Source organism: Rhodococcus sp. FW305-130 (genome assembly GCF_058788335.1).
This window is the reverse complement of record NZ_JBYTAP010000001.1, coordinates 481,032-505,347: the sequence shown is the minus strand read 5'-3', so window position 1 is coordinate 505,347 and position 24,316 is coordinate 481,032. Positions and strand designations below refer to the sequence as shown.

At 61.4% G+C, this 24,316-nt stretch carries 25 protein-coding genes; 12 read left to right on the top strand and 13 right to left on the bottom strand.

All coding sequences use genetic code 11. The features are described 5' to 3' along the window. The first annotated feature begins 14 nt into the window (after positions 1-14). Together AC3WQS_RS02450 and AC3WQS_RS02445 are read left to right on the top strand one after the other, a co-directional pair. On the top strand, positions 15-1,496 hold the full coding sequence (locus tag AC3WQS_RS02450) for a flavin-containing monooxygenase (protein WP_492712988.1): 1,482 nt from the start codon (positions 15-17) through the stop codon (positions 1,494-1,496). Between the two features lie 319 nt (positions 1,497-1,815). Then, entirely contained in the window at positions 1,816-2,529 is a 714-nt protein-coding gene (locus tag AC3WQS_RS02445) for an NAD(P)H-binding protein (protein WP_241896037.1), read from the top strand. On the opposite strand, the gene AC3WQS_RS02440 is transcribed toward AC3WQS_RS02445, so the two are convergent. Together AC3WQS_RS02440 and AC3WQS_RS02435 are read right to left on the bottom strand one after the other, a co-directional pair. Next, the gene (locus AC3WQS_RS02440; protein ID WP_492712989.1) at positions 2,507-3,277 is read right to left on the bottom strand and encodes an ABC transporter permease; all 771 of its coding nucleotides are present in this window, start codon (positions 3,275-3,277) and stop codon (positions 2,507-2,509) included. The two genes, AC3WQS_RS02445 and AC3WQS_RS02440, sit on opposite strands and share 23 nt — an antisense overlap. Before the next feature lie 50 nt (positions 3,278-3,327). Further along, positions 3,328-3,765, bottom strand: a complete 438-nt coding sequence (locus AC3WQS_RS02435; protein ID WP_020908979.1) for a GtrA family protein — start codon at positions 3,763-3,765, stop codon at positions 3,328-3,330. A 141-nt stretch (positions 3,766-3,906) separates the two neighbouring features. Between AC3WQS_RS02435 and AC3WQS_RS02430 the strand changes: the two genes are divergently transcribed. Continuing rightward, positions 3,907-4,614, top strand: a complete 708-nt coding sequence (locus AC3WQS_RS02430; protein WP_020970663.1) for a TetR/AcrR family transcriptional regulator — start codon at positions 3,907-3,909, stop codon at positions 4,612-4,614. A gap of 49 nt (positions 4,615-4,663) precedes the next feature. Here the strand turns inward: AC3WQS_RS02430 and AC3WQS_RS02425 are convergent, their stop codons facing one another. Further along, complete coding sequence (locus AC3WQS_RS02425) at positions 4,664-6,160, bottom strand: MFS transporter (protein ID WP_003940566.1); 1,497 nt, start codon at positions 6,158-6,160, stop codon at positions 4,664-4,666. A 99-nt stretch (positions 6,161-6,259) separates the two neighbouring features. Here AC3WQS_RS02425 and AC3WQS_RS02420 point away from each other — a divergent pair, with 99 nt between their 5' ends. Then, positions 6,260-6,919: a TetR/AcrR family transcriptional regulator gene (locus AC3WQS_RS02420; protein ID WP_019745154.1), complete on the top strand. Its 660-nt coding sequence runs from the start codon at positions 6,260-6,262 to the stop codon at positions 6,917-6,919. Between the two features lie 9 nt (positions 6,920-6,928). Here AC3WQS_RS02420 and AC3WQS_RS02415 read toward each other — a convergent pair whose 3' ends face one another. Further along, the gene (locus AC3WQS_RS02415) at positions 6,929-7,132 is read right to left on the bottom strand and encodes a PspC domain-containing protein (RefSeq protein WP_019745155.1); all 204 of its coding nucleotides are present in this window, start codon (positions 7,130-7,132) and stop codon (positions 6,929-6,931) included. Between the two features lie 177 nt (positions 7,133-7,309). After that, positions 7,310-8,158 carry an alpha/beta fold hydrolase gene (locus AC3WQS_RS02410; protein WP_019745156.1) on the bottom strand — a complete coding sequence of 283 codons (849 nt, stop codon included), beginning with the start codon at positions 8,156-8,158 and terminating at the stop codon, positions 7,310-7,312. 239 nt (positions 8,159-8,397) lie between these two features. On the opposite strand from AC3WQS_RS02410, the gene AC3WQS_RS02405 reads away from it, so the two are divergent. After that, positions 8,398-8,814, top strand: a complete 417-nt coding sequence (locus AC3WQS_RS02405) for a PPOX class F420-dependent oxidoreductase (protein WP_070795737.1) — start codon at positions 8,398-8,400, stop codon at positions 8,812-8,814. 1 nt (position 8,815) lies between these two features. On the opposite strand, the gene AC3WQS_RS02400 is transcribed toward AC3WQS_RS02405, so the two are convergent. From AC3WQS_RS02400 to AC3WQS_RS02365, 8 genes are read right to left on the bottom strand one after another with little or no spacing between them, the layout of a single operon-like run. Continuing rightward, on the bottom strand, positions 8,816-9,169 hold the full coding sequence (locus AC3WQS_RS02400) for a winged helix-turn-helix transcriptional regulator (RefSeq protein ID WP_046379212.1): 354 nt from the start codon (positions 9,167-9,169) through the stop codon (positions 8,816-8,818). Between the two features lie 9 nt (positions 9,170-9,178). After that, positions 9,179-10,072: an acyl-CoA thioesterase gene (locus AC3WQS_RS02395; RefSeq protein WP_241896038.1), complete on the bottom strand. Its 894-nt coding sequence runs from the start codon at positions 10,070-10,072 to the stop codon at positions 9,179-9,181. Next, the gene (locus AC3WQS_RS02390; protein ID WP_046379214.1) at positions 10,069-11,163 is read right to left on the bottom strand and encodes a CaiB/BaiF CoA transferase family protein; all 1,095 of its coding nucleotides are present in this window, start codon (positions 11,161-11,163) and stop codon (positions 10,069-10,071) included. The genes AC3WQS_RS02395 and AC3WQS_RS02390 overlap by 4 nt, the downstream gene beginning before the upstream one ends. Positions 11,164-11,214: 51 nt before the next feature. Next, on the bottom strand, positions 11,215-12,360 hold the full coding sequence (locus AC3WQS_RS02385) for an acyl-CoA dehydrogenase family protein (RefSeq protein ID WP_029256162.1): 1,146 nt from the start codon (positions 12,358-12,360) through the stop codon (positions 11,215-11,217). 38 nt (positions 12,361-12,398) lie between these two features. Continuing rightward, a complete protein-coding gene (locus tag AC3WQS_RS02380) occupies positions 12,399-13,931 on the bottom strand; it encodes an acyl-CoA synthetase (protein WP_046379215.1) in 1,533 nt (510 codons plus the stop codon). 46 nt (positions 13,932-13,977) lie between these two features. Then, a complete protein-coding gene (locus AC3WQS_RS02375; RefSeq protein WP_046379216.1) occupies positions 13,978-14,769 on the bottom strand; it encodes an enoyl-CoA hydratase/isomerase family protein in 792 nt (263 codons plus the stop codon). Positions 14,770-14,786: 17 nt separating this feature from the next. After that, a complete protein-coding gene (locus AC3WQS_RS02370; protein WP_046379217.1) occupies positions 14,787-15,944 on the bottom strand; it encodes an acyl-CoA dehydrogenase family protein in 1,158 nt (385 codons plus the stop codon). 38 nt (positions 15,945-15,982) lie between these two features. Next, positions 15,983-17,242: an MFS transporter gene (locus AC3WQS_RS02365; RefSeq protein WP_080945767.1), complete on the bottom strand. Its 1,260-nt coding sequence runs from the start codon at positions 17,240-17,242 to the stop codon at positions 15,983-15,985. Positions 17,243-17,674: 432 nt separating this feature from the next. Between AC3WQS_RS02365 and AC3WQS_RS02360 the strand changes: the two genes are divergently transcribed. The 7 genes from AC3WQS_RS02360 (at position 17,675) to AC3WQS_RS02330 (ending at position 24,077) form a co-directional block, all read left to right on the top strand. Beyond that, positions 17,675-18,859: a lipid-transfer protein gene (locus AC3WQS_RS02360; protein ID WP_472795528.1), complete on the top strand. Its 1,185-nt coding sequence runs from the start codon at positions 17,675-17,677 to the stop codon at positions 18,857-18,859. Position 18,860: 1 nt separating this feature from the next. Further along, positions 18,861-19,316, top strand: coding sequence for a MaoC family dehydratase N-terminal domain-containing protein (locus AC3WQS_RS02355; RefSeq protein ID WP_020970674.1), 456 nt, complete (start codon positions 18,861-18,863; stop codon positions 19,314-19,316). After that, on the top strand, positions 19,313-19,693 hold the full coding sequence (locus tag AC3WQS_RS02350; RefSeq protein WP_269576933.1) for a MaoC/PaaZ C-terminal domain-containing protein: 381 nt from the start codon (positions 19,313-19,315) through the stop codon (positions 19,691-19,693). Before AC3WQS_RS02355 ends, AC3WQS_RS02350 begins: the two co-directional genes overlap by 4 nt. Before the next feature lie 29 nt (positions 19,694-19,722). Then, complete coding sequence (locus AC3WQS_RS02345; protein WP_269576932.1) at positions 19,723-20,526, top strand: SDR family NAD(P)-dependent oxidoreductase; 804 nt, start codon at positions 19,723-19,725, stop codon at positions 20,524-20,526. 29 nt (positions 20,527-20,555) lie between these two features. Beyond that, positions 20,556-22,103 carry a long-chain-fatty-acid--CoA ligase gene (locus AC3WQS_RS02340; protein ID WP_492712990.1) on the top strand — a complete coding sequence of 516 codons (1,548 nt, stop codon included), beginning with the start codon at positions 20,556-20,558 and terminating at the stop codon, positions 22,101-22,103. Positions 22,104-22,128: 25 nt separating this feature from the next. After that, positions 22,129-23,334 carry a TetR/AcrR family transcriptional regulator gene (locus AC3WQS_RS02335; RefSeq protein WP_020970677.1) on the top strand — a complete coding sequence of 402 codons (1,206 nt, stop codon included), beginning with the start codon at positions 22,129-22,131 and terminating at the stop codon, positions 23,332-23,334. Between the two features lie 122 nt (positions 23,335-23,456). Further along, a complete protein-coding gene (locus tag AC3WQS_RS02330) occupies positions 23,457-24,077 on the top strand; it encodes a malonic semialdehyde reductase (protein ID WP_046379221.1) in 621 nt (206 codons plus the stop codon). The last annotated feature ends 239 nt before the right edge of the window (positions 24,078-24,316 follow it).

Here is a 24,316-nt window from a genome sequence, read left to right as displayed (position 1 = left end):
CGGAGTCCGAACTGATGAGCACCGAACACCTCGATGTCCTGATCGTCGGCGCCGGCTTGTCCGGCATCGGTGCTGCTTATCGACTCCAGACCGAGCTCCCAGGAAAGTCGTACGCAATCCTCGAGGCCCGAGCGAACAGCGGCGGAACCTGGGACCTCTTCAAGTATCCCGGCATCCGATCGGATTCCGACATGTTCACGCTCGGCTACCCGTTTCGCCCGTGGACGGATGCCAAAGCAATCGCCGACGGTGATTCGATCCTGCGGTACGTGCGCGACACCGCCCGAGAGAACGGGATCGACAAGAAGATTCGGTACAACCGGAAGGTGACGGCCGCATCATGGTCGTCAGCGACCTCGACCTGGACAGTCACGGTCACGACCGGCGACGAAGACGAAACATTGACCTGTAACTTCCTCTATCTCTGCAGCGGGTACTACAGCTACGACGGCGGATACACCCCCGACTTCCCCGGACGTGAATCGTTTGCCGGTGAGGTAGTCCACCCCCAGTTCTGGCCCGGAGAACTCGATTACTCCGACAAGAAGGTCGTTGTGATCGGAAGCGGCGCCACCGCAGTCACTTTGGTCCCCACGATGTCACGGGACGCAAGCCACGTCACGATGCTCCAGCGATCACCGACGTACATTCTGGCGCTGCCGTCCAGCGACAAATTATCGGACACCATTCGCGCGGTACTGCCGAATCAACTCGCGCACAGCATCGCTCGATGGAAGAGCGTCGTAGTGAACCTGAGTTTCTACCAACTGTGCCGACGCAGTCCGGCGCGTGCAAAGAGGATGCTGAACCTCGCGATCAGTCGTCAACTCCCGAAAGACATCCCCCTCGATCCTCACTTCACACCCTCCTACGATCCCTGGGACCAGCGCTTGTGCGTCGTACCCGACGGCGATTTGTTCAAAGCCCTCCGATCCGGCAAGGCCTCGATCGAGACCGATCACATCGACACCTTCACCGAGACCGGGATCCTTCTCGCGTCAGGTCGCGAACTTGAAGCTGACATCATCGTCACTGCAACAGGATTGAAGATGGAGGCGTGCGGCGGGATGTCCATCGAAGTGGACGGCGAACCCGTCACCCTCGGTGATCGTTACGTCTACAAGGGCATGATGATCAGCGACGTACCGAACTTCGCGATGTGCGTCGGCTACACCAACGCCTCGTGGACTCTGCGAGCAGATCTCACGTCGATGTACGTGTGCCGACTGCTGACGGAGATGGACAAGCGCGACTATTCGAAGTGCGTGCCGCACGCGACCGAAGAAATGGACCAGCGGCCGATCCTGGATCTGGCGTCGGGGTACGTCATGCGTGCCGTGGAACAGTTCCCGAAGCAGGGATCGAAGTCACCGTGGAACATGCGTCAGAACTACATCCTTGACCGTCTTCACTCCACGTTCGGGAGCATCAACGACCACATGACGTTCTCGAAGGCACCAGCTCGACATTCGACGCCGGTACCGAGCAAGAGTTGAGCGGACCACGAACAACCAGGTAGAGCAGTCTGGCGAAGCCACCAATCGATCCGACGACAAAGAACACGCCAGAACCTGCGACCACGGCACAGAGCGCACCGAGAACGATGATCGTCGACGCCTCTACCATTCGACCGGCTGACTCCGATCCCAGAACGTGTATTTCATCAACTCCTTCGTTCATAAAACTATTTTCAGCCAACCGTCCAGCCGGTTTGTAGGGACTTTAGTCACGAGTCGGGTCAAAATGGACTCATAATTGCAGGTCAAGCGTTCAGTTGGCCACTCCGGTCGGATGAACTGCAGACCGTTCCGTAGTGTGCGCATCACAGAAAGTGGAACCAACGCCGGGGGGAACATCATGAAGGTCGTCGTTTTCGGGGCAACAGGAATGGTCGGCAACAGCGTCCTGAGGGAATGCCTCGACGATCCACGAATCGACGAAGTCGTGACCGTCGGCCGCAATCCGTCCGGTACAACTGCCCCGAAGATCGTCGACATCGTTCACCGCGACATGCTCGACTTCTCGGCGATCGAAGCCGATCTGACCGGCGCGGACGCCTGCTTCTTCTGCCTCGGTGTCTCCTCTGCCGGCATGAACGAAGCCGACTACACCCGCATCACGCATGACATCACGCTTGCCGCCGCCACGACACTGTCGGGTGTGAATCCTCAGATGGTGTTCGTCTACGTGTCCGGCGAAAGCGCCGACTCCACCGAGACCAGCAAGACCATGTGGAAGCGAGTACGTGGCGCGACCGAGAATGCGCTACTCGCCCTCCCTCTCACGACCTACATCCTCCGGCCGGGATTCATCCGTCCGCGCCCGGGATCGCCGTCGAAGACGTGGTGGTACAAGGCCTTCTATCAAATCTCCGTGCCTCTCTACCCACTCTTGCGCAAGGTCTGGCCCAGCAGCGTGACCACCAGCGAAAACATCGGCAGGGCAATGATCACCCTCGCGGCAAACACGCCCGATCTTCCCGACCGCGTCCTTCGCAGCGACAAGATCAACGAACTCGCGCAGGCCTGACAGTCTTACCTCGAAAGACGAAGCCGCGGGCGACGAGTTCCAACGCCACGGCGACCGAGCAGGTTTGCGCCAACAGCAGCCCTGCCAGCACAAGAATTTGCACGGCACCGGCTTGAACGGCCGACCCCGTCGCGAGCAAAACGCCGACAAAAGCTCCCGGCAATGTCACGAGGCCGACGGTGCGCGTCTGGTCGACTCCCGGTAGCAGGGCGTCGGAGGCTGCGGCGCGGGCTACTTCCCACCGTGCATCGCGCTGGGAAAATCCAAGGCTCAGTGCGGCTTCGACTTCCCCGTATCGATCATCGACGGCGTCGAGTCCGCGTTTGGCTGCCATCGATGTTGCAGTCATCGCGCCGCCCAGAACAATTCCGCCGATCGGCACCAGAGCGATGCCTTCCAGCGGAACCACTCCGGACAGCAGCATCAGTGGCAGAACCACACCGATTCCCGACGCCAAGGCGATGGTCAGCCACGCTCCGGACGTTCCTGCGCCGCAGCGTCGTGCCGCGGTGAACGACGCCGCAGCGAACATGCCGACGAGCACGAGGAGCGCTGACCAGATGTGAGCCAAGGCTGCGGCGAGGATCAACGAAATCGCAGCCAACTGAAGAGCGCCGCGAGCGAGTGCGCCTGGGACTACCCGAACGCTACCGAGAGAGGTGAATCGGTAGACGAGCGTGGCGACAAGAGCCATGACGATGCAGAGCACAGCCAGACGGATGCCGGAGTCGGCTATCGAAAGGCTCATAGGTCACAGTGTTCCCTACGAGCCGAGTCCGACTCGAATTCGAGAACCGCTCAGAAAACCCAACCGCGAAGGGCGACAAATCGCAGGCCACCGACAATTCCGCTCACTGCGATCACAAGCCCGGCTTGAAGAAGTCCGTCGGCGCCGGGGAGAAGGAAGCCGAGCGCACTGATGGCGGCCGAACTGGCGATCAACCCGACCAGAGCGAGTCCACCGCCTTCCCACTGCGCGGTGAACCAGTTGACGCGATCCGCGGCATGGAAGGTGAGCCGGCGATGCAGCTCGTTGGCCAGAATGGTGCTCAAGACTGCACCAACGGCGTTGGCGACCAGCGCTCCGTCACCGCGCAGCGCCAGAAAAGCGGCAAAGTACAAGATATTGCTGGCTCCGCCGACGAGGGCAAAACGAACGAGCTGAGCAAAGGCGCCGTCGCCGGCAAGAGCGCGAAGCCTCGTTGCCGCGAAACCTGCACTCCGCGTACCCACCATCGAGATCGGATTGCTCCCGACCCAGATGTCAGACGTGCTCATATCGGCTTCTCTCATACGGACAATCGGAACCACACGTTCCGCTTAGTAATATAGCACTAACGGAATCGATCATTCCGCTTAGTGCCGTAGACTGTGAGGATGCCGACAACACACCCCGACGCTTCTCATGCGGGGACCTCGGCCGACTGCTCACAGCCGCGCCTTCGGTCCGACGCCAAGGCCAACCTCGAGCGCATCCTCAACTCCGCTCGCGAGGTGTTCGCTGCCCAAGGACTCGACGCCACGCTGGCGGACGTCGCCAAGCACGCCGGCGTCGGCGTCGGCACCGTCTATCGCCGGTTCGCCAGCAAGGACGAGCTGATCCAGGCCCTGTTCGACACACGGTGCTCCGAGATCGAAACGATTGCCGCCACCGCCCGGGAGATGCCAGACGCCTGGGAAGGTCTTGTCTACTTTCTCGACGTGATCTCCCTGCGCATGGCAGACAACCGCGGATTCGGCGATCTCCTGATGGACGGGCGCTTCGCGTCGGACACTTTCGCTCGCGCGCGCGCCGGGATCGCTCAGCACACCGCGGCACTTGTCAATCGTGCCAAGGAACAGGGCACCCTGCGGAGCGACTTCGAAGTCAACGACATTCCGCTTCTCATGCAGGTCGTCAAGATGGCCCAGAAGTTCGGCGGCGACGAGGCCCCTCAGGCTTACCGCCGCGCACTCGGGTTCATGATCGACGGACTCTGCGCGTCCCGCACCGGCCATCGCGAGTTGCCCGTCCCGGCGCTTTCCTCCGAACAACTCGATCACGTCCTTCATCGGTTTCAGGCATCGCCCGATAAGAACTGCTGACTCGATTTCGGGGTCGACGCCGCAATGGCGTCGACCCCGAAATTTGCTGTCAGTGGGCGATTACCGGCTCGCCTTCCGGCGAATCCGGCAGCAGTCCACTCCGAAGAACCAGTCCGGTCAAGACCGCACCGACCGCGAATATGCCTGCGGCCCAATAGAACGTCGTGGTGTAGCTCTCGACGGCAGCCTGTGCCTGGGTCAGCGGATTCATCTCGCGGCCCACCAGGTAGTTGGTGGAAGCCGAGGCTGCAATCGTGCTGAGCAGTGCAGTTCCGATCGAGCCGCCCACCTGCTGCATCGTGTTGACCGTGGCAGAGGCGACGCCGGCATCTTCGTGGTGCACGCCTGAAGTTGCTCCCTGCATCGACGGGGCGAAAATGCTGCCCATGCCGAGTCCGGTGACAACGAGCCCCGGCAGAATGTGGACTGCATAGGTGCTGTCCACGGAAATCTGGGCCAGCAGCGTCATTCCGATCGCCGCGATGACCATTCCGCTCACGATCAGCACTCGCGGACCGACGCGCGGTAGCAAAACCGCTGTCGAAAGCGTTGCCGCTGTCACGATTCCGAACACCATCGGCATGAATGCGAGGCCGGTCATGATCGGGCTGTACCCGAGGATCAGCTGCATGTAGTACGTCAGGAACAGGAAGACTGCGAACATGCCTGCGCCGGAAAGGAAGATCGCCAGGTACGAGCCAGCCCGGATTCGGTCGAGGACCACCCGCAGCGGAAGGAGCGGGTGCTCGGACTTGGTCTGCCAGTAGATGAACGCCGCCATGAACACTACGCCGGCAACGAGCCACGAGATGGTGGGAGTTGCACTCCACCCGTCCGATTCGGCCTTCGAGAATCCGAAGACGATGCTGAACAAGCTGATCGACACCAGGATCGTTCCCGGGATGTCGAGCTTGGGTCGCGAGTCACTGGTGTGCGGCGCGAGCAACAGGACTGCTCCGACCAGGGCGATCGCCGCGAAGAAGAGATTCACGAAGAGGCACCAGCGCCAGTCGACCCACTCGGTGAGTGCGCCGCCGAGCAGCAGTCCGATGGCGCCACCGCCGCCGGCAACGGCACCGAAGATACCGAAAGCCTTGGCACGCTCACCTGGATCCGTGAATGTCACGGACAGCAGCGACAGGGCTGCCGGGGCAAGGAGCGCACCGAATACGCCCTGGCCGGCACGAGCGGCAACAAGCATTTCGAAGTTGACGGCTGCGCCACCGATGGCGGAAGCCACTGCGAAGCCGATAAGACCGACGATGAAAGTTCGCCTGCGCCCGAACAAGTCGCTCAATCGACCGCCGAGTAGCAGCAAGCTGCCGAACGCCAATGCGTATGCCGTGATGATCCACTGGCGGTCCGAATCACCGAACTCCAGTGAGCGCTGCGCAGCAGGCAGCGCGATGTTGACGATGGTGGCATCCAAGACCACCATCAGCTGCGCAATTCCCAGAACCGCGAGAACCAGCCACCGCTTTGCGTGGTTGTCCCCTGAAGGCGCTGAGGACTGCTCGAATTCAGTCCGTTCAGCAATGTCTGACATAGTCCCTCGCCCAACCTATGCGGAGATGGCTTCTCCGGTTAGCAAAAACGCTACACCAAAACGGAGAGGCTGTCTCCACTTGGCGGGTAGAGTGGGGACATGAGTACCGCAATGGAGCGCCCCCTTCGCGCCGATGCTGCACGTAATCGGCAGTTGATCATCGACGCCGCACGTGAATTGTTCGCCGAAGAAGGGATCGACGTCACACTCGACGACGTCGCCCGGCGCGCGGGTGTCGGCGTCGGAACGGTCTATCGGCGGTTCGCCAGCAAAGAAGAATTGATCGACGGAGTCTTCCAACAGAACTTCGCCGACATGGCGGCGGCCGCGGACGCGTCACTCGCCAATCCGGATCCGTGGGACGGCCTGGTCACCTTTGCCGAATTCGCCTGCAGCCGTATGTCGGTCAACCGCGGGCTCAAAGACGTCCTGAATGGAACCGACGAGGGATGCGAGCAAGTCGCATGCCAACGATCCATCATCGAACCGTCGGTCGAGAGGATCTTCTACCGGGCCCAGGAGGCCGGGATGCTGCGCCCCGATGCCGTACCGACGGACCTGTTCGGCCTCATCTTCATGGTGGGCGCAGTCACCGAATTTGCTCAGCCCGTCAACCCGACCGTGTGGCGTCGATACCTCTCGGTGATGCTCGACGGTCTACGCACGGAGGGCTTGCACCGTGACGCACTCCCCCTTCCTCCGCTGAGTTCGGAGGAATTGCACGAGGCCAAGCAATGCCTGAAAGACCGCCGCCGTTGAGCGGTTCGGTCAGATCTGCTCACGAGGAATGAAGATCCACATCACGATGTAGATCAGAAACTGCGGGCCGGGCAGCAGGCACGAGAGCACGAACAGCAAGCGGACAGTCGACGACTTCCAACCGAAGTATCGAGCGATTCCGGCGCACACCCCACCGAACATTGCTCCCGAGCGGGCGCGGGTGAGCTTGCGGGTCTTCATCGGGGAGGTCATGTGTTGTTTCCTTTCAACGGAACTCGCGGTTCATCCGCGTCGACCTCCACTATCCGCCGCCGATCCACCTGTGCGCATCAGGCCATGGACCCATCTTTTCCGTCGCGGTGTGTCCTCAGGTACGAGTCCGTCCCCGCGTCGGACTCAGGGTTCTCCCCCACACCCCAGCCTCGTACCTCAGCAGGGAAACATGCGTCGAAGCCGTTTCGGAGCCGCAAAAGGTTGCCAGTTGTCGACGTCCTGTGCCAGACGATCGGCAACGGTCCACAACGCCGACGGGTTGTGGGTCAACCCCATATGACTGCCTTGCACCGCAATGCTTTCCGACAGGCCTGCCGAGGTTTCACAGCACGCTTGCCATGGAACGATACCGTCGTGCCTGGAGTAGACCGACGTGGCAGGAACGGAAATAGGCGATCCCTGTTCGGATTCGATGCCGTCGACCGGAGGCAGTATCGCGTGATTACCGGACAAACGAGCGTAGAGAGATCCGACTCTCGTCTGCTCCAGACTGGTGAGAGCGAAAGGACTTCCGAGTGTCACTACCTGACGTACGGAATCCGGCAGATCCCTCGCCAGCTTTCGAGCGTAGATACCGCCCAAACTCCAGCCGATCACCGACACCTTCTGCTCGTATCGATCAGCTACCTCGGCCAATGCGGCAGGCAATCCGTCGACCACCGTCGCCGTCGGACCGGTGTTCAGACCCAGATTCCAACCGTGAACCCGGTATCCGAGAAAGCTCAGGTACGTCCTCAAGGCGAGAGTCGACACGTCCGAAGTCAGCAATCCGGGGAGAACGAGGACCGGATGCCCGTCCCCACGCGGCGATCGAAGCAACCAAGGAGCCGCGAGAAGCAGTGAAGCGATGTCGACCAGTCCGCGCGTCGGCTCGCTCAGACACATCGCCAAGGATGGTGGCCCCGGAACGAGTGGGTCGACTTCACGAATCCGCGTCGATCGCTGCGCCCAATCGAATTCGGTCTCCGCGAAATCAATCGCCGAGACTTCCGCAACTACGGACACCTGAACTCCTGTCGGCCGGTGCCCTCGTCGGGGCGTGTGGTGGGGCGGTTCCGCGAGCTGTGTGCTCAACCCGCGGAACCTTGTCCTCATCCACCACCGGTAGCGAACCAGGACCCGTTCTGCCCACAGATTCGTGACCAAAGGCCTCTCGACCACACGAACACTGTGTGATCCAGAACACTAGTTTTGATTACGTTGCATCCACGTTGCGTACGTGTTTCGTCCCCGAAGGAGAACAGATGGCATTCACGGAAGAAGAAATCGCATACATGCAGTCGCAGCCACTGGCGCGCGTAGCGACGCTCTCACCGCACGGGCAACCAGACGTCGTGCCATTGGCCTTCGAATACGACGGGGCCCACTTCTGGATCGGCGGGGGCGGCCAGAGTGTCCTGAAAACCAAGAAGTTCCGCAATATCGGGTCAGGACAACTCGAAGTAGCCCTCGTCATCGACGACATGCCGTCATTCGAGCCGTTTGTCGCGCGCGGGATCAGGATCTACGGAGTCGCTGAGCGGCCGATCGAAAGGGTAGGAATGGTCGGTCCCGGAATCTATTCACGCATCACTCCGACAGTCTCGTGGAGTTGGAACTTGGCGGGAGAACCGGCAGGTGACACCTGGTACGAATCTCACAAGACTGTTCACACGCAATAGGTCAGTTCGGGCAACTCTCGGGTGGCAGGTTTTCGGCTGCCCACGTTGTCAGTTCACTGAGAGCGGGGAGCAGCGCCTGCCCCGACGCCGTGAGTTCGTACTCCACAGCGATGGGCGGGCCGGCGTCGACGGTCCGCGTGACCAGGCCCGCACCAGCCAGTTCGGTCAATCGGTCCGAGAGCACGGAGTCGCTGATCTTGCCCACTGCACGCTTGAGTTCCGCAAATCCCGCCGGACCACCGAGGAGCGTCGCCAGGATCACCCCGTTCCAGCGTTTGCCGAGAAAGCTGAAAGCGCGCGCCAACGCCGCGTCACAGACGCGTGGTTGGTGCTCGGCTTCGCTCTTCCCAGACATTGCTTCATCCTAGGCCCGAGGCGACTGTGGCCCGTCAACTCGCCGCAAGAGCGACTCCTGGGCGACGGTTGCAGCCAAGACGCCGTCGCGTGTCCAGAAGTGGCCCGTCGAGAATCCCCGACCGTCAGTGGCGGAGTTGCTTTCCTGGGCGAAGAGCATCCATTCGTCGGCCCGGAAAGGTCGGTGAAACCAGATCGCGTGATCAAGTGACGCCATCAGCACTCGCGAAGGTCCGACCATCAACGACCGGTGGGGCTGGATGTCGAGTGAGGCCGTCGATGCCAAGGACAAGTCCGACGCGTAGGTGAGCACACCAGCGTGGAACAACGGTTCGTCAGGAAAAGCGTGATTCGGTTTGAACCACACCGACTGTGCGACCGACCCCCGCTCGCGCTCACCCTCGTCGGCAACGAATCTCATGTCCATCGCACGATGTGTCTTGTTGTCGCGGAACTCGTCGGCGCGCGCACTCGCCCAGCGCTCGTATGGATCGGGAAGGTCCTCCGGAGCAGGTACGACGGGCATCTCCCCCTGTCGATCGGTGCTGTCCTCCGGAAGTTTGAAGGACACGGACAGTGTGAAGATCGGCGTGCCCAGTTGCAGGGCAGTGACCTGACGGGACCAGTACGTACGTCCGTCACGAAGACGACCGACTTCGTAGGTGATGGGCTGCCGCGGATCGCCTGAGCTGAGGAAGTATCCGTGAAGGGAATGCACCACCGCAGTCGCAGGCACTGTCCGACCAGCGGCGGTCAAACCCTGTGCCGCGAGATGCCCGCCGAAGATACGCCCGGGAGAACCTGCGTGACAGTAACCCTGGAATCTGTCGGGTCCGACGTCGTCCAGGCTCAGCAACGTGTGCAGGTCGAAGGACTCGAGTTCTCGCGATTCGGTGAGCGTCACGTCCACAACGTCCCTGCATCGACGGCTTCAGCGGCGGGGGCCGACGGCAGACCCGGATCGGAGCGGGAAAATCGCGGCGCCGGACGATGCTGAGTGACCCCGTCCAGTTCCACGAGCGAACCACGCTGGGCAACATGGGGATTGGATGAGGCTTCCGCAAACGTCAGAACCGGTGTCGTACACGCGTCGGTGCCGTCGAAGATCGCCGCCCACTCGTCGCGTGTCTTGGACGCGAACACATCGGCAAACACCTTCTTCGTGTGCGGCCATGCACTCTTGTCGTTCTGGCTCGGCAACGTCGCGGGATCAAGTCCCAAACCGGCCAGAAGTAGTGCATAGAACTGTGGTTCGACGGCACCGACTGCCATGTATCTGCCGTCGGATGTCTCGTAAGTGTCGTAGTACGGGGCGCCGGTGTCGAGCATGTTCACACCGCGTTCGTCAGACCAGCGTCCGAGACCCCGGAAACTCCACATCATGTGTGACAGCGCCAGCGTCCCGTCGACCATTGCGGCATCGACAACCTGACCCTGCCCGGACTTCTGTCGCTCGAAGAGCGCGGCAAGTACTCCGAACAACAGAAACATCGAGCCACCACCGAAGTCTCCCACCATGTTGAGCGGCGGAACCGGACGCTCACCGGCACGACCTATCGCGTGCAGGACGCCGGTCAGCGAGATGTAGTTGATGTCGTGCCCGGCAGCCTGCGAAAGCGGCCCCTCCTGACCCCATCCTGTCATCCGGCCGTACACCAGGGCTGGATTCCGTTCCAGCGCAACCTCCGGACCGAGGCCGAGCCGCTCGGTGACCCCAGGACGGAAACCCTCGATGAGCACGTCCGCACGCTCGATCAATCCGAGAACAATGTCGACGCCGGCAGGGTCCTTGAGGTCCACCTCGCAGATACGACGCCCACGCTGGGTCTGATCCCGTGGCTGACCGGGACCGGGGATCCGACCGGCGCGCTGAACACGGACGACGTCAGCGCCGAGATCAGCGAGCAACGTCGCTGCGTGGGGACCTGGACCGATTCCGGCAAGCTCTACGACGCGAAGTCCGGCGAGCGGTCCGCGGCCTGTGGTGGTACCCATGATTGTCCCTCGGTTTTCTCTCGTCTCGAAATATTTGTGTAAGTACGGGTTTCAGCCGAGCAATGACGGCAGCGCCCGGGCGAGGTTGCGTTCGTGAATCTGGGAGGCGCCCTCGTAGATTCGCAAGGCACGCACATCCCGCCACATACGCGGTACCGGGTGATTGCCGACGATGCCGACCCCGCCGAGCACCTGCACCGCCCGGTCCCCGACCACCGACGCCATCTCGGTGCAGTACAGCTTTGCCGCGGCAATCCGATGACGCGGCGGCGTTCCGCGGTCGAACTCACGGGCGCAGTCGAGGATCATCGCTCGTCCGGCCTCGAGTTCCGCATAGCTGCGTCCGAGCATCGCCTGCACGGCACCGAACTCGGCCAAAGGTTGGTCGAACTGCTCACGAGAACCCGCGTATTTCATTGCCTCCGCGAGCATCCGAGTCGCCTGACCGACTGCGGTCGCGGCAACGTGGGTGCGAGCCTGGTTGATTCCGCGCATCGCGTGAATCATCCCCAAACCTGTTGCACCGCCGATCAACCGGTCGGCGCTCACCACAACGTCACGCAAGCTGATCTCGGCGACTGGGCCTTCGGCATGACCGTTCATCAATTCAGGCACCCGGGTCTCTACCCCCGGCGATTCCCGATCTACGAGGAAGGATGAAATCTCGCCGTCCGCGGTGCGGGCGAACACCACCAGAACATCAGCCCACGCTCCGTTGGTGATGAAGCGCTTCTCACCGTTGATGACGTAGCCGTCCGGGGTGTTGGTAGCGGTGGCGCGCACGGCGGAGGCGTCACTACCCGCCTGCTCCTCGGTGAGAGCAAACGCCATGACGCACTCCCCCGCCGCCATCGCCGGTAGATACTGTTCACGCTGAGCGTCGGTGCCGTATTCGAGGAGGATCTGCGAAGCCAGTCCGATACTGGTCGAGAATCGGGAACGGTACACCGCCGATGACCGGGTGAACTCGAAAGTCAGCAGCACCTGCTGTTCGACGGTCCACCCCAATCCGCCGACGCTCCTCGGAAGCGTGATGCCGAATAGTCCGACCTCGGCCATCCTTGTCACGAGGTCAGCGGGAACCTCACCAGCAGAGACCATTTCGTTCTCACGAGGAATGAGCTCATTGTCGGTGAAGTCGCGGATCACCTGCCGGTAGGCGTCGAAATCGAGGTCGCGAATCTGTGGGTCGATCACGGTTCTACTCCTGGAAGCATGTTGGGAAGATGGCTGTGTCACCGGTAGGTCTCACGCAGAGTGCGCTTGAGGATCTTCCCTACCGGCGACAGCGGGAGTGCGTCGACGAAATCGACCGACCGCGGCGCCTTGTACCGAGCTATACGCTCGCCGACAAAATCTCGGAGTTCATCACCGCTCGAATTGTTTTCAGGTGTGCGCACCACCACTGCATGGACGCGTTCTCCCCACTTGTCGTCGGGTACTCCGATGACCGCGCAACTGCTCACACCGGGATGCTGGGACAGGGCGGCTTCGACTTCGGCACTGTAGACGTTCTCGCCGCCCGAGATGATCATGTCCTTGAGTCGGTCTACGAGAAACACGTAGCCATGCTCGTCCATGAAGCCGAGGTCACCGGTATGCATCCATCCACTGCGCACCGCGTGCGCCGTCTCCGCCTCGTTGTTCCAGTAACCCATCATGACGTTCGAGCCCCGCACGACGACCTCACCGATATCGCCGCGCGGAAGCTCTGTGCCGGTTGCGTCGACAATCCGCACCTCGGTGTGTGGCGCAGCACGTCCCACTGATCGAAGTCGTTCCGGGTGATCAGGATTGCGGTGGTCGTCGTCGCGGAGAAGTGTTGCTGCCGGGGCCAACTCGGTCATTCCGTAGCCCTGGCGCAGTCGAAGATCAGGTGATCGTTCGATCAAGCGCCGAACCAGTGGTTCGGGCATCGGCGATGCGCCGTAGGTGATCGAGGTGAGACTGTCGATCGGCAGACCTGTCCGATCAGCGTATTCGAGCATCGCTTGCACCATTGTCGGCACGAGCAGAGATTGTGTAACTTCCTTCTCTGCAATGGTTTCGACGAGTTTCTCGACGGTGAAGTCCCCCATCAAAACATGCACGGATCCGGTAACCGAGGCCTGGACCAAACCGGCGAAGGCTGCGAGGTGGAACAGGGGCGCCACGTGCAGGGAGCGGCCTGGCAGATTCGGCTCACCACTACCGGCAAGGACTCCGAGCACCGATGTCAGGATCTGGCCTGCGCTCAGCATGACACCTTTGGGGCGGCCTGTAGTTCCGCCGGTGTACATGAGCAACGCCAAGGCATCGGGATCTGCGTGAGTATCGGGAATCGGACCGTGCAGCGCCAAAGCAGAGTCGTAGTCGACCGTATCGCCGGGCAGATCCGCCGCACCGAATACGATCACGGTCTCCAGTACAGCGCACCGATCACGCAGTTCCAGCGCAGCGGGCAGGCGCGGTCCGTCCACGAGAAGCACTGTGATTCCGGCATCTTCGATGTGAAATGCCATCTCGTCGGGACTCCAGCGGTTGTTCACCGGGGACGCGACCATCGACGCCCAGGCACAGGCGAAGGAGTATTCGACATACTCGAGACAGTTCGTGGCCAGTATTCCTACCCGGTCACCTCGGTCGAGCCCGTACGACGTGAACATACCGGCCAATCGCGCAACGCGACTCTCCAGTTGAGCGAACGTCAACTGGCGCTGCCCGTCAACGACGGCGATCGCGTCGGGTTCGCGCTGGACCGACCGATGTAAACCCTGAGTCAAGTACATTCTCGTTCACTCTCCTGATCCCGATAACAATGTGTTCCAGTTCTTTTCAGCGGCCCGTGAAGTGCGGTACTCGTTTCTCGAGGAATGCCGAGCGCGCTTCCTCCACGTCTTCGGAATACGCGCACGTGATCAGCCGGTCGGCTTCGTCCATCAAGAATTCGGACAGCGGCCGCCACATCGCCGAATCGAGGTTCAGCTTTGCACCACGCACTGCCAACGGTGCCGAAACAGAGAGCCGCTGAACAATTTCCGTAGTCCTCGCTTCCAGCGATTCTTCGGCGAAAGCCTCGTGAATCATTCCGAATGAGGCAGCGCGATCAGCTTTGATTCGTTCGGACAGCAGCATCAATTCCCGCGCCTTCGATGTGCCCGCTGCGCGGGTCAGCAACCACGCCATTCCCATGTCACCGGACATTCCAGCCCCGAGGAAGGCCGTGTTGAACATCGCATCGGCTCCGGCATAGCGAAGATCGCACGCCAGAGCGAGACTCAAGCCGGCGCCCGCACAGCCACCGCGAATCACCGCCACCGTAGGCTTGGGATGCTGCACCAAAGTTGGTATCACCCGTGAAACATCAAGCAAGCGAGTGCGATCCTCTTGCTGTGAATCACCCCGCACTACACGGCTCGACCGATCACCGGACTGATCGCGACCGACCGAAAAGTTCCCTCCAGCGCCCGTGAGCACGACGACTCTCACGGCCTCGTCACCGGCGGCCGACGTAAGCGCGTTCTGCAGCTCGGTGAGCAGCGTGTACGTAATCGCGTTGCGTCGATCCGGTCGGTTCAGAGTCATCGTGGCGACACCGTCATCGACGTCGTAGAGAAGCTCTGCCATGGTTTCCCTCGATTCGTTCAGAACCCGGCCGCTTTGGCGATGATCGTCTTCATCACTTCGTTGGTTCCGCCGTAGATGCGCGACACACGGGTGTCCGCGTACAGACGCGCGATGGGGTATTCCAGCATGTAGCCGTAGCCCCCGTGAAGCTGCAAGCACTTGTCGATGACCTCGGCTGCCGTCTCGGTGCAGAACAGCTTTGCCTTGGCGGCGTCGGCAACACTGAGGTCGCCGGTCTCGTGTAATTCCAGAGCCCGGTCGACCATGCACTGAGCAGCCTCCACCTTGGCGATGCACTCGGCGATGACGAACTTGGTGTTCTGGAACTCCGCCACCGCCTGGCCGAACACCTTGCGGTCACGCACGTAGGCAGAGGCGAAGTCGATGGCTCCGACGGCCGCCGCAGTCTGGGTGACTGCGATCATCAGTCGCTCTTGCGGAAGGTTGTTGGCCAGGTAGCCGAAGGCAGCCCCCTCCTCACCGAGTAGATCCTCGGCCGGCACCCGCACGTCGGTGAAGGAAAGCTCTGCCGTATCCGAAGTGCGCATGCCGATCTTCTCGAGCTTGCGACCGACCTCGTAGCCTTCGCTCGACGTGTCCACTGCGAGGATGCTCAACCCGGCGCGACGGTTCTCTGCCGTCGGCGGTGACGTACGGCAGATCACGAGAACCCGATCAGCCTGAACGCCGCCGGTGATGAATGTCTTTGCGCCGTTGAGAACATAGTGAGTGCCGTCCTCGGACCGTTTGGCCGTGGTCTTGATGCCCGCCAGGTCCGAGCCGGTGCCCGGTTCGGTCATCGCGATGGCAGTCATCATGTCGCCACTGATGAAATCGGGCAGCCAACGTTGCTTCTGCTCTTCGGTTCCGTAGGTCAGGATGTATGGCAGGACCAGGCCGGTGTGTACACCGAATGCGCCAAAGCTGACTGCCGCACGAGCCGTCTCTTCGGTCAGGGCAGCCTGGAACTTGAAGCTTGTTTCACCCGCTCCGCCGTACTGCACGGGAACCGTCATTCCGAGAACACCGAGTTTGCCGAGCTGGCGATAGAAGTCGCGGGGCACCATGCCCTCGCGCTCCCAATCGGAGAAGTTGGGCATGACCTCGGCTTCGATGAAGCTGCGAATGACCTTGCGAAAATCCTCGTGCTCTTCGTTGAATACTGTGCGCTGCATTGTTTCTCCTGGATATTGTGAATGAAAGTGAGTAGTGCTCAGCCGAGGATGCGCACCCGATCGCGGGTGGCGTTGACTGCGCAGAGGGCGATGACGGCACCGATGACAGTCGCGATTCCGAAGATCTGGAAAGCGGTGGCGTATCCCTCCGCCGGCGTCGCTGCACTGTCGACGATGACGCCGGTGAGGTAGGGAGCGATCAGACCGCCGGTGGCCATCAGAGCCATGAAAACACCCAGTACCGAGGCCATTTGCTGTGGTGGGCAGATTTCGGAGATCGCTGCGTTGAACTGCGGAATGATGACCGTCCCGATGCCGTAACCCACTGATACCACGAGCACCGCAACGATCGGAGTCTTGATGAACGGCATGGTGACCAGGGCGAGCCCACAGATCAGCAGGGCAATTCCGGGAACGATACCGCGAAGGATCCTCGAGCTGGCACCGCGCGCCATCAGCCTGTCACTGATCGACGTGCACAGGAACATGAAGAACAGGCCTGCGATGCTGGGAATGCCGAACATGGTTCCCGCCTGAACCCGCGAGTATCCAAGTCCCACTTCGAAGTACGACGGCAGCCACGTGAGCACCACCGTGATGAGAGCGTACATGGTGAACACCGCGGCAAGCGCACCGAGGAATGTCGGCGTGAAGAAGATCTTCGTCAGCGGCACCTTGGCGACAACAGTCCCGTCTGCCACTGTCGACGCAACCGTGTCGGACTTCCGAACCGGCCGCTGCATGTACGGCCCCTCTTTCCAGGTGAACAACCACAGAACGCACCAGACCACGCCGACCCCGGCAAGGATGATGAACGTTGCTCGCCACCCCCAACTGGCTACAGCCAAGGCCATCAGCGGCGCGATCGCAATCTTGGCAATCGAAGCACCGGAAGCCAGAAAAGCTCCTGGAAGGCCACGCTTTTCCGCAGGATGCCACGAGTAGACACCGGTGTGAACGAGCGCGCCTGCTGGCCCCTCGAAGAATCCGAGCATCATGCGCGTGAACAGGAGCATCCCGAAACCGGCAACCACCACGAGCGGGATCATCGACGCTGCCCACCCCAGTGAGAGCAGAACCAGCAACCACCGCAGCGACATCCACTTGTGCAGTACCCCGGCAAAGAAGCCACCGACGGTGAAGGCCAGGAAGAATGCACTGCCGACCAGTCCGATCTGTGCCGAGGTCAGTCCGAATTCCTTGGCCAGCGGCTGTGCAACCAGGCCGAAGACTGCCTTGTCAGCCCAGTTGACGACGACAAGGAGAACGAGAACTCCGGTGAGCCCCCATGCCCGCACTCGGGATTCCCCTACTTCTCGCGGTGGTGCGGCGGTGGGAAGAGCCGGCTTGCTCAACGTCATTCTCATCGATCCTCTCAGGCAAGTGCGACAACTGCGCCACGGAGTGAGCGCAATGCGAAACAGAAGCTGGGTGAACTGATCTCAGCACCGAAGTACTGGATGCGGGACTCGGAGACCGGTCCGGTGCGAACCTGACGTGGCCGCTTCGACCGTCAGGCACCTACTCTGTGACGCACGCCACCTTGCCGCCCAGAAAGTAAATCATCAATCGGCATGCTGACGCAATAGTCTCGCAAAATCATCTACACACCTCGGCGAACCATCGGAAATTGCAACGAAAGTCCCACGTAAAGACGCACTGTGATCCAGTAGACAAAACTCGAATCGTGGTGTTAAGTAAATTTCCATCCGATCAATTAGGAGACAATCGTGACCAGAAAAGTCCATGTTGCCGGAGTGGGAATGATCCCGTTCACCAAGCCGGGCAAGAGCGAGAACTACAACGTCATGGGAGAGACCGCCGCCCGTGCCGCCCTCGACGACGCCGGTATCGACTACTCGCTGGTCCAGCAGGCCTATGCCGGCTACGTTTACGGCGATTCCACTGCCGGACAGGCCGCCGTCTACGGTCTCGGGCTCACCGGAATCCCGGTCATCAACGTCAACAACAACTGCGCCACAGGCTCGTCGGCCCTTTTCCTCGCACGCCAAGCCGTCGCGAGCGGCGCCGTCGAATGCGCATTGGCTGTCGGCTTCGAGCAGATGAAACCCGGTGCGCTCAAGCGAGTTTGGGACGACCGCCCTGCCCCGATGTACCGTTTCGACGATCTGATGACCGAGATCCAAGGCGTCCACGACGCACCGCGCGCAGCCCAGATGTTCGGTGGCGCAGGACTTTCGCACATGGAGAAGTACGGCACCAAGCCCGAGACCTTCGCAAAGATCTCGGTCAAGGCACGTAAGCACGCGGCCAACAATCCCAACGCGGTCTTCCGTGATCTTCTCACCGAAGAGCAGGTGCTGGAGTCACCGCACATCTTCGGCCCGCTCACTCGTTACCAGTGCTGCCCGCCCACCTGTGGCGCCGCTGCCGCTGTCGTCTGCAGCGAAGAGTTCGCCCGAAAGCACGGGCTGGCGGCTGACGTAGTGATCGAGGCACAGGCCCTGACCACCGATACACCAAGCACTTTCGAGGACCGCGACATGATGAAGGTCGTCGGCTACGACATGACGGCTGCCGCGGCCGCGCAGGTTTACGAAGCCGCAGGCGTCGGACCTGAGGACGTTCAGGTCGTGGAACTGCACGACTGCTTCTCCGCCAACGAACTCATCACGTACGAAGGTCTTGGCCTCACGCCCGAAGGTACTGCCGAGAAGTTCATCCTGGACGGCGACAACACCTACGGCGGACGAGTAGTCACCAACCCGTCGGGAGGCCTGCTGTCAAAGGGCCACCCCCTCGGCGCCACCGGTCTGGCCCAGTGCGCCGAACTGGTCTGGCAACTGCGCGGTCAGGCCGGCAAGCGGCAGGTCGAAGGAGCACGAATCGGACTGCAGCACAACCTCGGACTCGGCGGTGCGTGCGTGGTCAGCATCTTCAAGAAGGTGGGCTGACGTGGCACTCGATCCGTCCGTCGTCGGAACGATCATCCCGGGCCACGAGGCACTGGTCGAGCGCGGACGCCTGCGCTTCTTCGCCCAGGCCATCGGTGAGACCAACCCGATCTACGGAGACGTCGAGGCCGCCAAGGCTGCTGGGCATCGTGACCTGGTGGTACCGCCGACATTCCTGTTTTGCCTAGACATGGAAAAACCGGACCCGTTTGCCCTGGTCCGATCACTGAAAATCGACATGAGGTACGTCCTGCACGGCGAGCAGTCCTTCGAATATCACGCTCTTGCCTACGCCGGCGACACGCTGGCCTACAACGGCAAGGTCACGGACGTGTACTCGAAGAAGAACGGCGCCTTGGACTTCCTTGTCCGGACCGCCGAGGTCACCCGCGACGGCGAGTTGATCGCCCGCCTCACCAACACCCTGGTCGTTCGAAACCCTAAGGCGCAAAAATGAAAACAGGTGACGTTCTCCCTTCGCTGGAATTGCCCGAGATCAGCCGCACCACGCTCGCGCTCTACGCCGGAGCTTCTGGTGACCACAATCCGATGCACATCGATCTCGACGTCGCCCGCTCCGGCGGCATGGACGACGTGTTCGCACACGGCATGCTCTCGATGGCCTACCTGGGTCGATTGTTGACCAATTTCGTTCCGCAGGAACGTATCCGCACCTACAGCGTTCGCTTTGCCTCCATCACGCCGCTACACGCGACGCCGACGTGCACCGGGACCGTCACCAAGATCGAGGACGGTCTGGCCCACCTCGATATCGCCGTCACTCTCTCCGACGGCACCGTCACCCTGCGCGGCGACGCCGTCGTAGCCGCTTGAAAACTCTCTCTACCGAAAGGAACCCCGACATGGGCAAGCTCGACAACAGGACAGCACTCGTCACCGGATCCGGCCGCGGTATCGGCCGCGCCATCGCCATGAAGTTCGCCGCGGAAGGCGCGAGCGTCGTAGTCAACGATCTTGATCCGGGCCCGGCCAAGGAGACGGTCGAGGAGATCATCGCGGCCGGTGGCAAGGCAGTGGCGTGCGTCGGTTCGGTCACCGAAGAAGGTTTTGCGGATCGATTCGTCAACACCGCAATCGATACCTTCGGCGGCCTCGACATCATCGTCAACAATGCCGGGTTCACCTGGGACAACGTCATCCAGAAGATGACCGACGAGCAGTGGGACACGATTCTCGATCTGCATCTGAAGGCACCGTTCCAGATCCTGCGCGCCGCTCAGCCCTACATCAAGGCCAATCCCACCGACTACCACCGCAAGGTTGTCAACATCTCCTCCAATGCCGGAGTGGTGGGCAATGCCGGACAGTCCAACTACGCAGCCGCCAAGGCCGGCATCATCGGCTTGAGCAAGACCCTTGCGCGTGAGTGGGGTCGTTACAAGGTCAACGTCAATGCCGTTGCGTACGGTCTGATCAACACCCGCCTGACGGAAGCGTCGGCAGACGGTAACTCGACCATCGACGTCGAGGGTCGCGAGATCAAAGTCGGCGTCAACCCACAGCTCCTGGCGGCAGCCGAGCGGACCATCCCACTGGGCCGCGCCGGACGTCCGGACGAAGCGGCCGGCGCGGTATTTGTGCTCTGCCTGCCCGAAACCGACTACGTCAGCGGCCAATGCCTGGTGTGCGACGGCGGCAGTCGCTGACCTCACGTTTCCCGAAAGGAGCGGTCCCCATGTACTTGACTCAGTCTCTGCAACGATCAATGCAGCAACGCCCTGACCAACCCATGACCGTGTGTGGGGACCGTATCCGCACCTGCGCCGAGGTCGGCGGGAGAGTAACCCGTCTTGCGGGCGCTTTCCGCGACCTCGGTGTGCAGGTGGGCGATCGCGTCGCGATACTGTCGCTCAACTCCGATCGCTATCACGAGTACTTCTTTGCCACCTGGTGGATGGGAGGCGCTGTCAATCCGCTCAACACCAGATGGAGCGCTGCCGAGATCGCTTTTGCGCTGGACGATTCCGATACACGAGTGCTGGTCGTCGACGACACCTTTCTGCCGCTACTCGACGAGGTACGGGTGTTGTTCCCACAGCTCGCCGTAGTGATACATGCCGGCGAACTGCCGACGCCGGCCGGCGCTCTCGACTACGAGAATCTGATCGCCTCGAGCGAACCCACACCGGACCTGCGACTCGGCGGTGACACCCTGGCCGGAATCTTCTATACCGGCGGAACCAGCGGTCACCCCAAGGGGGTCATGCTCACCCACGCCAACCTCGTGACGTCGAGCCTCGGCGCAGTGGCCAGTAACAGAACGCCTGGTACCGACGGCCTGGCTCTGATCACCGCCCCGATGTTTCATCTTGCGTCGCTGGCAAATTGGATCGGCCGTAACACTGTCGGGGCGACGTTGGTGATTCAGCCAAGTTTCGAACCGGCCACCGCACTGCGCTTGATCGAGCAGCACAAAGTTACGTCGATGCTGTTGGTACCCACGATGATTCAAATGCTGATTCGTCATCCGGACCGGACGAACCGGGACCTGTCCAGCATCCTGGCCGTGCAGTACGGTGCTTCCCCGATCTCCGAAACCTTGCTTCGGCAAGCGCAACAGGCTTTTCCGCAGGCAGCCTTCATGCAGGGGTACGGCATGACCGAGGCCGGACCCGGACTCACCAGCCTGAGCGCAGAAGATCACGTCGACGCGACCCGCCTGAAATCTGCCGGTCGGCCGATGGGACACGTCGAGATTCAGGTGGTCGACGAGAACGGCAACGAGCTTCCTCGCGGTGAGGTCGGCGAAATCATCGCCCGCGGCGGCAACATCATGTGCGGCTACTGGAATCGGCCGGAAGAATCACGATCGGCATTGCGCGACGGTTGGCTGTACACCGGCGACGGAGGCTACATGGACGAAGCCGGGTATCTCTTCGTCGTGGATCGGCTCAAGGACATGATCATCTCGGGTGGTGAGAACGTCTATTCGACGGAGGTCGAAAACGCTCTGGCCACACATCCGGACGTAATCAGCTGCGCTGTGATCGGCGTACCCGACGATCAGTACGGCGAACGAGTCCACGCGGTCCTGGTCGTGCGTCCCGGGGTGTCTTTGACGTGCGAAGAAGTCCGCGCACACTCGAAGACGCTGATTGCCGGCTACAAGTCTCCGCGAAGTATCACCATCGTCGAGCAAATGCCCGTGTCCCCGGCTGGCAAGATACTCAAGAGAGAACTCCGCAGGCAGTTCTCCGACTTGGCAACCAGCACCATCACCTGACCACGCCACCGACCTCGAGGGCCCCATGACGATCGATACATCGGACGGCACACCTGCGGCCTCGCCGGACCGGCCGGCCACGCCGAAAACGACCCCGAAGAAGACGCTGCGCCCACGCAACCGCAAGGCGCAGATCATCACCGTGGCTCGTGAACAGTTCGGCCGCTCGGGGTACCACAACGTCAGCATGGAAGGCATCGCGTCTGCGGTGGGCATCACCGCAGGCGCGCTGTACCGCCACTTCCCGAACAAGCAGGAACTCCTCGCGCAGGCGATGCTCGACGGCTCGTCTTCGATCCTCGCGATCCTCGACGAGGTCGATCGAACCGATTCCAAGGTGGTCTTCACGGCACTGGTTCGTTACGGACTCGACAACAACTTCCGTAGTCTTCTCTTCGATCAGGAGGCCCGTAACCTGACCCCTGAGCGCAGAACGGAGGCGCGTGCCGGAGTTCGGGAAGTCACGAGCCGGGTCGCAGTCGCCCTTCGACACGAGCGTCCCGACCTGTCGGTTCCCGATTCCGTCGTTCTGGGGTGGGCACTCACCAGTATCGCGTTCAGCCCCGCTCGACACCGCACGACGCTTCCTCGAAAGCGCTTCGAGGCTCTGTTAGCCAGGTTGTTCGATGTCGTTCGTACCGCTCCGGTCCTTCCCGAGGAGCCGGCGGCACAGCCCCAGCCGACTTCGAACTTCAGCCACACTTCGCGTCGCGAAAGTTTGATGGGCGCCGCAATCACGCTGTTCGATCAACGCGGCTACCGATCCGTGACAATGGACGACATCGGCAGCGCCGCCGGTGTTCCGAGTTCGAGCATCTACACCCATTTCGGAAGTAAAGCCGAAGTGCTGCAAGCAATTCTGGCCCGCGGGAACGAAACACTCCGGCTCGGCCTGGTCCAGGCTTTGAGGAACGCAGACTCACGGGAAGACGCGATTGCCCGCGTCGTACATTCGTACACCAATTCGGTGATCTCACCTGACAGCGCGATTGCCATTCTCATCGAAGAAACAGCGAACTTGCCCGAAGAAGCGCAGGCCTCGACGCACATTGCACAACGCGAGTACATCGACGAGTGGGTACACCTGCTCGGTAACGAAACCGCGGATGCACGGGCGACGGTGTTGGCAACCATCAGCATGATCAACGACCTCACGCGCGTCCGACTCGAATCACGACAGTGCGCGATCGAGGATCTGGCGGTGAGGATTCTCGCCACCCAGACGGTCTGACTCGTCACTCCCCCGCGCTGAACCCTACGACTGGTGCTACCGTATCCAAGTACTTTCTTTTTACTAGCAACTAGCTTTACCGGGTAACGCTCGGATGAGCTACAACGGAAACGGAACCACCGATGTCACTCGACGCAGCCACCCCATTTACCGCACATCAGCTCGACGCAGCCGGCCGTGAACTGCTCTTCACAGCAGCCCGCACGGCAAACTCCTTCTCCAACGAACCGGTCACCGACGACGAACTGACTGCGATCTGGGAGCTCGCGAAGTGGGCACCGACCGCGGCCAACACCAATCCACTGCGCGTGCTGTTCGTGCGTACGGAGGAGGGCAAAGCGCGCCTCGTCGAGCACATGTCCGACGGCAACAAGGCCAAGACCGCATCGGCGCCTGCTGTCGCGGTTCTTGCCGTTGACACCAAGTTCTACGAGCACATTCCGGCACTGTTCCCCATCCGTCCGGAGATGAAGGACTACTTCGAGTCCGACGACGCTGCCGCCACATCGAGCAGCAAGTTCAACGCCGCACTGCAAGCTGGTTACGTGATCCTCGCGATTCGGGCCCAGGGCCTGGTCGCCGGCCCGATGGCCGGCTTCGACGCCGACGGCATCGACGGCGAGTTCTTCGCGGACGGACGCTTCAAGACCACCCTGGTGGTCAACATCGGCCATCCCGGCGAGAACCCGTGGTTCGACCGCCTGCCGCGGCTGTCCAATGAGGATGCGCTCAGCTGGGCCTGAGGCCGATTCGTACAGTTCCCACAATGCGGGAGGGTTCTCCGGAGCCCTCCCGCATTGCTGTCTCGAACATTCGCTGTCTCCAGCACGTTTCAACTCCGCACGCAGTGGGTACCTACCCGCGTCCCGCAAAATCTCACGTCCAGAACAACATCCGACACGCTGCAATCGGAATTAGTTGCAGTATCTCAGTTTTTGGACGACAGTCGAGGGAAACCCCTCGGCCTACGGAGGCTGCGGGG

Bases quoted from the DNA above. Each gene is read 5' to 3' on its own strand.
- AC3WQS_RS02450 (WP_492712988.1), top strand. From the start codon at position 15: ATGAGCACCGAACACCTCGATGTCCTGATCGTCGGCGCCGGCTTGTCC.
- AC3WQS_RS02440 (WP_492712989.1), bottom strand. From the start codon at position 3,277: ATGAGCCTTTCGATAGCCGACTCCGGCATCCGTCTGGCTGTGCTCTGC.
- AC3WQS_RS02435 (WP_020908979.1), bottom strand. From the start codon at position 3,765: ATGGTGGGTACGCGGAGTGCAGGTTTCGCGGCAACGAGGCTTCGCGCT.
- AC3WQS_RS02430 (WP_020970663.1), top strand. From the start codon at position 3,907: ATGCCGACAACACACCCCGACGCTTCTCATGCGGGGACCTCGGCCGAC.
- AC3WQS_RS02425 (WP_003940566.1), bottom strand. From the start codon at position 6,160: ATGTCAGACATTGCTGAACGGACTGAATTCGAGCAGTCCTCAGCGCCT.
- AC3WQS_RS02420 (WP_019745154.1), top strand. From the start codon at position 6,260: ATGAGTACCGCAATGGAGCGCCCCCTTCGCGCCGATGCTGCACGTAAT.
- AC3WQS_RS02415 (WP_019745155.1), bottom strand. From the start codon at position 7,132: ATGACCTCCCCGATGAAGACCCGCAAGCTCACCCGCGCCCGCTCGGGA.
- AC3WQS_RS02405 (WP_070795737.1), top strand. From the start codon at position 8,398: ATGGCATTCACGGAAGAAGAAATCGCATACATGCAGTCGCAGCCACTG.
- AC3WQS_RS02400 (WP_046379212.1), bottom strand. From the start codon at position 9,169: ATGTCTGGGAAGAGCGAAGCCGAGCACCAACCACGCGTCTGTGACGCG.
- AC3WQS_RS02390 (WP_046379214.1), bottom strand. From the start codon at position 11,163: ATGGGTACCACCACAGGCCGCGGACCGCTCGCCGGACTTCGCGTCGTA.
- AC3WQS_RS02380 (WP_046379215.1), bottom strand. From the start codon at position 13,931: ATGTACTTGACTCAGGGTTTACATCGGTCGGTCCAGCGCGAACCCGAC.
- AC3WQS_RS02375 (WP_046379216.1), bottom strand. From the start codon at position 14,769: ATGGCAGAGCTTCTCTACGACGTCGATGACGGTGTCGCCACGATGACT.
- AC3WQS_RS02370 (WP_046379217.1), bottom strand. From the start codon at position 15,944: ATGCAGCGCACAGTATTCAACGAAGAGCACGAGGATTTTCGCAAGGTC.
- AC3WQS_RS02350 (WP_269576933.1), top strand. From the start codon at position 19,313: ATGAAAACAGGTGACGTTCTCCCTTCGCTGGAATTGCCCGAGATCAGC.
- AC3WQS_RS02345 (WP_269576932.1), top strand. From the start codon at position 19,723: ATGGGCAAGCTCGACAACAGGACAGCACTCGTCACCGGATCCGGCCGC.
- AC3WQS_RS02340 (WP_492712990.1), top strand. From the start codon at position 20,556: ATGTACTTGACTCAGTCTCTGCAACGATCAATGCAGCAACGCCCTGAC.
- AC3WQS_RS02335 (WP_020970677.1), top strand. From the start codon at position 22,129: ATGACGATCGATACATCGGACGGCACACCTGCGGCCTCGCCGGACCGG.
- AC3WQS_RS02330 (WP_046379221.1), top strand. From the start codon at position 23,457: ATGTCACTCGACGCAGCCACCCCATTTACCGCACATCAGCTCGACGCA.